This window comes from Psychroserpens sp. (genome assembly GCF_045105015.1).
In the GTDB taxonomy this organism is placed as follows: domain Bacteria; phylum Bacteroidota; class Bacteroidia; order Flavobacteriales; family Flavobacteriaceae; genus Psychroserpens.
Window position 1 is genome coordinate 1 of sequence record NZ_JBGCCX010000084.1, and the last position, 8,119, is coordinate 8,119.

The following is an 8,119-nucleotide window of genomic DNA, read 5'->3' on the forward strand; positions in this document are numbered from 1 at the left end:
TTTCGTTTTAAAAGATGGCAATTCTCAACTGGTGCAGTCGTGGCTGTATTTCATGATGTAATAATAGTATTAGGTATTTTCTCATTACTATATAAATTTATGCCATTTAGTATGGAAATTGACCAAGCCTTTATTGCCGCAATCTTAACTGTAATTGGTTACTCCCTAAATGATACGGTTGTAGTATTTGATAGAATTAGAGAAGTAATTGCTGAACGCGCTGGATTTAAAGGTGGTTCAAATATTAATTCTGCAATTAACAGTACATTAAGTAGAACCTTAAATACATCTTTAACTACATTAGTAGTGTTATTAGCGATGTTTATTTTTGGTGCTGACTCATTAAGAGGGTTGTTATTTGCATTAATTGTAGGTGTAATTGTAGGTACATATTCTTCTGTATTTATTGCAACTCCAATTATGTATGATACTTTAAATGATAAAGGTGAAGCTCCAAAAGAAGAGGAGTAAATCATTAATCTTAATAAAAAAAAAGCCATTCAATTTTGAATGGCTTTTTTTATTGTTTCATGTATTGATTAGTTTTTAGTATACTCAATTAAATCACCTTTTTCTAAATTCCAAGTTTTGCTTAATCCAGCGTTTACTTCTAAAACATATTTTGCTGGAGCTTCAGATGGTAAAGATGTTTCATCAAAAGGCTTTGCATTTTTTTGAATGCTTACAATACGTTTATCTTCTGAAATATAAATAATGTCTAATGGTATTTCAGTATTTTTCATATAGAAACTTCTGTAGTCAGAATTGGGAAATATAAATAGCATGCCTTGATTATTTTGCATGCTTTTTCGATACATCAAGCCTGTTTGAGTTGAATACTCATCATCAGCGATTTCAATGTCAAGTGTCTTGATTAAAGAATCTGAATCTGATTTTTTAATTTGTAAATCACCTTCTTTTTTAAATGAAATCGTAACAGGTTTTACGGTTGTGTTTTGATTTTCTCCTTTGCAAGCAATAGAAGAAACACACAAAATGCCAAATGAACTTATGGCAAATAGTTTGAGCCATTTACGATTCATATTAATTCAGTTTGCTTTTGGGTTTATAGACAAACATAAAGTATAATCCGATTAAAATAAATGGAATGCTTAACAGTTGACCTGTATTTAGAAGCCAATCAGCACGTTCAATGTTTTGAGGTTCTTTTACGAATTCAACAAAAAATCTAACAGACCATAATAATACTAAAAACAGACCAAATAAAAATCCTTGTTGATCCCGTTTATTCGTTTTCCAATAGGTATACATCAGTATTAAGAACACAAACACATAACTAAATGCTTCGTAGAGTTGTGCAGGATGTCTTAAAGGAACTTGATTTAATAATTCTGCATATTTAGGATCATTACCTAAAGCTGAATAAGCTGCCTTAACATCTTTAATACCTGTAATTTTAACGACTTCATATTTATTGTATGTATCTTGAATAAACTGTACACCAAGAGAAGATGTAGTTTTTTCTCCAATAATTTCTGAATTGATAAAATTTCCTAATCTAACAAATACAGCACCTAATGAAACAGGAACAACAACACGATCAAGAATCCAAAGCACACTCTTTTTAATTATTTTTTTGTTGTATAAATACATCGATAGGATCATGCCAATTGCTGCACCATGGCTAGCTAAACCTTGAAACCCAGTAAACTCAATACCACCTTTAAATTTAAAAGGAAGAAAAATGCTAAAGAAATCATCATTGATTAACTCTGGTTGGTAAAAAATAACATGGCCTAATCGAGCACCAAGCATAATACCGATAACCGAATAAATAAAAAGAGAATCTAGAGCTTCATTGGTTTGTTTTTCATTAATGAAAATACGTTTTATAATATAGAAACCTAATAAGAAGGCAATAATCCACATCAAACTATAATAATGAAGAGTGAAAAATCCTAAATCAATTCCTTTAGAAGGATTCCAGACGATATTTAAAGCGTGCATATGTTTTATTTTGTTTCGTAAAGATACTATTTATGCTCAAAAAGCGATAAACGTTAAGATAGTTTTAATCTTCTTTTTCAGGAACAGGGTCGTAACCACTTCTTCCCCAATGCGACGAAACGAAAAAGAAAATGTACAGTTTACATTTTTAGTGAACGTGCGAGTAGGCGCGGAAGCAAATTTTTAGTTGTCATCCTTTTCAGGAACAGGATCGTAACCACTTCTTCCCCAGGGATGACAACTAAAAATTCTTTTAATTGCCAATTGACCACCTTTTAGCAAACCATGTTTTTCTAGTGCCTCTTTAGAATAATGTGAACAAGTTGGTTGAAACCGACATGATGCAGGAGTTAGAGGAGATATCAATACCTGATATAGTTTTATTATAAAAAGGAAAGGAGCAATGAAGATCTTTTTCATAATATTAGGCATGAATAATCACGATTTGTTGTTGTTCAATAAGAATTTAATTGGTTGAAAATGTAGTTCCATCCTTTCCATCATTTAACTGAATACCTTTAGCAGCTAATTCATCGCGAATTTTATCAGACAGCGCAAAGTCTTTATTAGCTCTTGCGTCTTGACGTAATTGGATTAATAATTCAACAGCTCCAGATAATTTATCTGTTCCATTTTCAGCAGAAGTTGAGTTCATTAAGCCCAATACATCAAAGGTGAAGGCATTCATTGTTTGTTTTAAAATTTCTAAATCTTCAGAAATTAGAGAGGCTTTATTATCTTTAATTTGATTGATTATTTTGGAAGCTTCAAAAAGATGAGCAATTAAAATTGGCGAATTGAAGTCGTCATTCATTGCGTCATAACATTTCTTCTTCCATTCAGAAACATTAAAAGTAGAAGTAGAGCCAGCTTTTAAATCATCCATGATACTGATGGCATCCATTAGTCTATGAAATCCTTTTTCGCTTGCTAACAAACCATCATCAGTCAAATCAAGTACACTTCTATATGAAGACATTGCATTGAAAAAACGAATCACACTTGGTGCATAAGCTTTACTGAAAAATTTGTTATTACCTGATAATAATTCATCAGGATTAACAGTGTTTCCAGTAGTTTTAGACATACGCTGACCGTTTAATTGAAGCATGTTAGCATGCATCCAATAATTTACAGGAGATGTGCCTTTTGCAGCTTCACTCTGAGCAATTTCACATTCGTGATGTGGGAATTTTAAGTCCATTCCACCACCATGAATATCAAAATTATCTCCTAAATATTTTGTGCTCATTGCAGTACATTCTAGGTGCCATCCAGGAAAACCATCGCTCCAAGGTGAAGGCCAACGCATAATATGTTGTGGTTCGGCACGCTTCCAAAGCGCAAAATCTTGAGGGTTTTTTTTGTCACTTTGACCATCGAGTGCTCGTGTATTATGAATTAAGTCTTCTAATTTACGCTTACTTAATTTTCCGTATTCATTAGATTCGTTAAACTTATGTACGTCAAAGTAAACAGATCCATTAACTTCATAAGCAAATCCGTTGTCAATAATCGTTTTAATTAATTCAATTTGCTCGATAATATGTCCAGTAGCTGTTGGTTCAATACTAGGTGGTAAGAAATTTAGCGTATTTAGAATATTATGAAAGTCAACAGTATAACGTTGAACAACTTCCATAGGTTCAATTTGCTCAAGTCTTGCTTTTTTAGTGATTTTATCTTCACCAACATCGGCATCGTTTTCTAAATGACCAGCATCTGTTATATTTCTCACATAGCGCACTTTAAATCCTAAATGCTTTAAGTATCTAAAAATCATATCAAAAGACATGAATGTTCTTACATTTCCTAGGTGAACATTGCTATAAACCGTAGGTCCACATACATACATGCCTACATAACCAGCTTCAATTGGTTTGAAAATTTCTTTTGCTCCACTTAGGGAATTATAAATTTGAATGGTTTGGTCTTGGTATAGTTGCATGCTGAATACGTGTAAAGCTAAAATTTAAAATGTTGTGTCTAAGTTGATGTAATCTAAAAATTCTCTTTTGGTTTCTTTGTCTTTGAATTGACCACCAAACTCTGAAGTGACTGTGCTACTATCAACATCTCTAATGCCTCTTGAATTAACACACAGGTGTTTGGCATCGATAACACAAGCAACGTCTTCAGTGTTTAAAACGTCTTGAAGTTCTTTCACAATTTGAATGGTTAATCGTTCTTGAACTTGTGGACGCTTAGCGTAATAATCTACGATTCTATTCATTTTAGAAAGCCCAACAACCGTTCCATTTGAAATGTAAGCTACATGTGCTTTGCCAACAATAGGAAGTAAATGATGTTCGCAAGTTGAATAAACAGTGATGTTTTTTTCAACTAGCATTTCTCCATATTTATATTTGTTGTCAAAAGTTGAGGCTTTCGGTTTTCTTTTCGGGTTTAAACCACCAAATATCTCATTCACAAACATTTTTGCAACGCGATTAGGTGTTCCACTTAAACTATCATCGTTTAAATCAAGACCTAAGGTTTCCATAATATGACGTACATCATCCTTTATGATATCAATTTTTTCATCATCGTTAAGTTTGAAAGCATCATTGCGTAATGGTGTTTCTGATGAAGAACCTATATGGTCATCACCAATGGCTTCAAAATCTTTCAAGTCTTTTTCTATTTTCATTATACTAAATATTTCTAAATCAACTAAAATAAGTTGCTTTATAGAGTCTGCAAAGATAAACAATAAAAAAAAGTTAATACATAGGTAGGAGTTTTTTAATCTTAAATGTTATAGTTACTGTAGGTGTTAGATGTCAATTGAGACTCAATATTAACAGTGTTTTAATTAAAAATTCATTAAATTTCACGCCTTCTAAATTAATAAAGAGCTATGAATATAAAATTCCTTTTGCCTTTGGCATTCGTTATTAGTGTGTTAACGGTCAACACATCATTTTCTCAAACTAGTCAAAAACCATTACAACATGTCATTTATGATAATAATGTTAACGCGCCTCTTACTTCGCAAGAGTTAAATCTCATTATAGAAGTTTATGGCGAACATGCTGAGAATGATATATTAAGTAAGCCACAACGTTTAAGAGATATAAAACATATTCTTAGAAACCGAATTGAAGTTATTAAAGTAGTCAATAAAGATTTATCAAGTTTTGAAAATTTATCTACGGTTCCATTATTTACTCATTACAACAAAACTTTAAGTCGTGACGCATCATATAATGAAAGTACTTTCAATCCTTTAAAATATCAATTTAATTTTTATTCAAGAGAAGGATCTAAAACGTATCGATTTGATAATTCTCCATATTTAGTAACAATCAAATCTCAAAACCCTCAATAATCGTCTTATTATGAAAAAAATAATTACACTTTTAATATTCGCTTTTACAGTTTTTTCATACAGTCAGGATATTCTGATGCAAGATGGAACTATTAGTCAATGTACAGATCGATTTTTTGATACTGGTGGCGAATTTGGACCATATTCAGATAATGAAAATCTCACATTAACAATTTGTCCTCCAGCTGCAGGCGATACTGTTCAGTTAACTTTTACTGCGTTTAGTTTACAGTTAAATTTGGACGTAATGACCATTTATGATGGACCAGATAATACGTTTCCTTCTTTAGGTTCATTTTCTGGTGGAAATAATCCTGGTGTGGTTGAAGCGACAACACCTTCAGGATGTTTAACAATTGAATTTGTTTCTAATGGTTCAGGTACAACTACGGGTTGGGAAGCAGATATTGCTTGCTTAACACCATGTCAATCTATTGTAGCTAATTTAGATAGTACTAATCCAGCTGCTGTTGGTAATATTGTTGTTGCAGATGTAAACGAAGTTGTTACTTTTAATGCAAGTGGAACATTCTCAATAAGTGGTGCAGGAGCAACATATGCATGGGATTTTGGTGATGGTAACACAGATACTGGTGCTACTGTAACTCATCAATATGCTACTTCAGGTTTGTTTAATGTAACATTAGTAATTACAGATACTAATCCAGCTGGCTGTTCAAGTACAAACAATATTGATCTTACCGCACAAGTAGGAGCTTCTGGACCAGGAAATCCTTTTGTTGAAGCTGGTGATGATATTGTTATAGATTGTGCAGATAATTGTACAGATATAACAGCAGAGTTTTTAGAAATAGGTGAAACTAATACGTACACCGTTACTGCTATACCATTTGTGCCACCATTTGCTTTTGATGGACTTTCAAATTCTTTAAATCCTAATGCAGATGACCAATGGTCTGATGTTGAAAGTTTACCTTTTGATTTTTGTTTTTTCAATGATATTGAAACACAGTTTCAAGTAGGATCTAATGGTGTGATACGTTTTGATGTTGACGCTGGAGATACAAGTAATGGCTGGTCTTTTGATGAAAGCTTACCAAACAACACTAATGATACTTTAGGTGAAGCAAATATCTTAACTCCTACTCATGATATTGATCCAACAGTTGGAAATGCTGAAGAAATTGCTTGGGAAATTATTGGTACAGCTCCAAATAGGGTGTTAGCAGTATCATTTTTTGAAGTTCCAATGTTTTCAGGAGCTTGTAATACTATGTTAGCTACTCATATGGCCGTTTTATATGAAACAACCAATGTAATTGACATTTATATTAAAGATAAACCACTTTGTACAGGGTGGAATGATGGAAACGCAGCTGTAGGTATTCAAAATGATGCAGGAACTACTGCATTTGTGCCACCAGGTAGAAATACAGGACAATGGACAACTACTGATGAAGCTTGGCGTTTTACACCTGCTGGCCCAAGTGTTATTGATTTTGCTTGGTTAGACGATGCAGGAGCAGTGTTAGGAACAACTCCTACATTAAATGTTTGTCCAACAGGAACAACTACCTATACAGCAAGAGTGATTTATACCAATTGTAATGGTGATACAGTTGAAGTTACCGATGATGTAACAGTGAGTAAAGATGTTCCTTTTACCGTAGATTTAGGTCCTGATCAAGATCTATGTGAAGGTGATGCAGATGTTATTTTAGATGCAGATATTGCTTCAGCTACAGCAACCTATCAATGGTATTCAAATAATATTTTAATACCTGGCGAAACAAATCCAACCTTTACTGTAACCTCTCCTAATTCAGATGTGTATCTTGTTGAAGTTACGGATCAGAGTTGTACACTTACAGAAGAAATTAATATTACATTCCATCCAAATCCGGTTATTAATCCTATTTCAGTTTATGAGCTATGTGATGATGCTGTGTTAGATGATTTTACTGAATTTGATTTATCAACTAAAGATGCAGAAGTTATAGGAGGTCAAGCAGATGTCTCAATATCTTATCATGGGACGCAAGATGATGCAGATAATAATGCAAATCCATTACCAAACTTATTTACTAATACAGTTAATCCTCAAACTATTTTTGTTAGGATTGTTAACAGTAACAATACTAATTGTTTTGTGACAACAACTTTTGAGGTATTAGTGGCTTCTGGGATTTCATTAACTCAACCTAATGATCTAGTGGTTTGTGATGATATTTCTGGTGATGGTTTTGAATCTTTTGATTTGAATTCACAAACAGCAACGATACTTAATGGTCAAACAGGTGTAACATTAACGTATCATCCAACGCAAGTAGATGCTGGTGCTAATACAAATCCATTAACAAGTCCTTATACTAATATTTCAAATCCTCAAACCGTATTTGTTAGAGTAGAAAATGATTCTAATACATTATGTTTTGAAACCATTTCTTTTGATTTAATTGTTAATCCAGGACCAACAACTCTTGTTCCAACTCCTTTATCTGTATGTGATGATGACACGGACGGTTTCGCTGTTTTTACTTTATCAAATGCCAACACTGAAATAATTAATGGTCAGGCTAATGTTGTTGTATCATACTATGAAACTCTTGCAGATGCCAATGCTCCTGCGAACGAAATTTTCTCTCCTTACACTAATATTGTTCCAAATTTGCAGACAGTTTACGTAAGATTAGATGACACATCCAATGGGTGTTTCAGCACCACTACATTAGATTTAGATGTTATAGTAAATCCTGTTGCCAATGTTTTGACAGCCTTAGAGGTTTGTGATGATGACAACGATGGTTTTACGAGTTTTGATTTAAGTTTACGTGATGCTCAGGCAGTAGGAGGTCAGGC

At 33.0% G+C, this 8,119-nt stretch carries 8 protein-coding genes; 3 read left to right on the forward strand and 5 right to left on the reverse strand.

Annotated elements, in window-relative coordinates:
* Positions 1-471: protein translocase subunit SecF (gene secF, locus AB8B90_RS06550; protein WP_405334930.1), on the forward strand; the 471-nt coding region annotated here is incomplete at its 5' end.
* Positions 472-539: 68 nt separating this feature from the next.
* On the opposite strand, the gene AB8B90_RS06555 is transcribed toward secF, so the two are convergent.
* The 5 genes from AB8B90_RS06555 to folE all read right to left on the reverse strand — a co-directional run bounded on the left by AB8B90_RS06555 (position 540) and on the right by folE (position 4,618).
* Positions 540-1,043: a DUF192 domain-containing protein gene (locus tag AB8B90_RS06555; protein ID WP_405334932.1), complete on the reverse strand. Its 504-nt coding sequence runs from the start codon at positions 1,041-1,043 to the stop codon at positions 540-542.
* A gap of 1 nt (position 1,044) precedes the next feature.
* On the reverse strand, positions 1,045-1,968 hold the full coding sequence (gene lgt / locus AB8B90_RS06560; protein WP_405334934.1) for a prolipoprotein diacylglyceryl transferase: 924 nt from the start codon (positions 1,966-1,968) through the stop codon (positions 1,045-1,047).
* Between the two features lie 183 nt (positions 1,969-2,151).
* Complete coding sequence (yidD, locus tag AB8B90_RS06565) at positions 2,152-2,388, reverse strand: membrane protein insertion efficiency factor YidD (RefSeq protein ID WP_405334936.1); 237 nt, start codon at positions 2,386-2,388, stop codon at positions 2,152-2,154.
* A 46-nt stretch (positions 2,389-2,434) separates the two neighbouring features.
* On the reverse strand, positions 2,435-3,916 hold the full coding sequence (gene cysS / locus AB8B90_RS06570; RefSeq protein WP_405334938.1) for a cysteine--tRNA ligase: 1,482 nt from the start codon (positions 3,914-3,916) through the stop codon (positions 2,435-2,437).
* A gap of 24 nt (positions 3,917-3,940) precedes the next feature.
* A complete protein-coding gene (gene folE, locus AB8B90_RS06575) occupies positions 3,941-4,618 on the reverse strand; it encodes a GTP cyclohydrolase I FolE (RefSeq protein ID WP_405334939.1) in 678 nt (225 codons plus the stop codon).
* A 210-nt stretch (positions 4,619-4,828) separates the two neighbouring features.
* Between folE and AB8B90_RS06580 the strand changes: the two genes are divergently transcribed.
* Both AB8B90_RS06580 and AB8B90_RS06585 read left to right on the forward strand, forming a co-directional pair.
* On the forward strand, positions 4,829-5,299 hold the full coding sequence (locus AB8B90_RS06580; RefSeq protein ID WP_405334941.1) for a hypothetical protein: 471 nt from the start codon (positions 4,829-4,831) through the stop codon (positions 5,297-5,299).
* A gap of 10 nt (positions 5,300-5,309) precedes the next feature.
* The coding region (locus tag AB8B90_RS06585) for a PKD domain-containing protein (RefSeq protein WP_405334942.1) at positions 5,310-8,119 on the forward strand (2,810 nt) is incomplete at its 3' end.

Excerpts from the sequence above, each read along its gene's own strand:
- yidD (WP_405334936.1), bottom strand. The coding sequence starts at position 2,388 with ATGAAAAAGATCTTCATTGCTCCTTTCCTTTTTATAATAAAACTATAT.
- AB8B90_RS06555 (WP_405334932.1), bottom strand. The coding sequence starts at position 1,043 with ATGAATCGTAAATGGCTCAAACTATTTGCCATAAGTTCATTTGGCATT.
- folE (WP_405334939.1), bottom strand. The coding sequence starts at position 4,618 with ATGAAAATAGAAAAAGACTTGAAAGATTTTGAAGCCATTGGTGATGAC.
- AB8B90_RS06580 (WP_405334941.1), top strand. The coding sequence starts at position 4,829 with ATGAATATAAAATTCCTTTTGCCTTTGGCATTCGTTATTAGTGTGTTA.
- lgt (WP_405334934.1), bottom strand. The coding sequence starts at position 1,968 with ATGCACGCTTTAAATATCGTCTGGAATCCTTCTAAAGGAATTGATTTA.
- cysS (WP_405334938.1), bottom strand. The coding sequence starts at position 3,916 with ATGCAACTATACCAAGACCAAACCATTCAAATTTATAATTCCCTAAGT.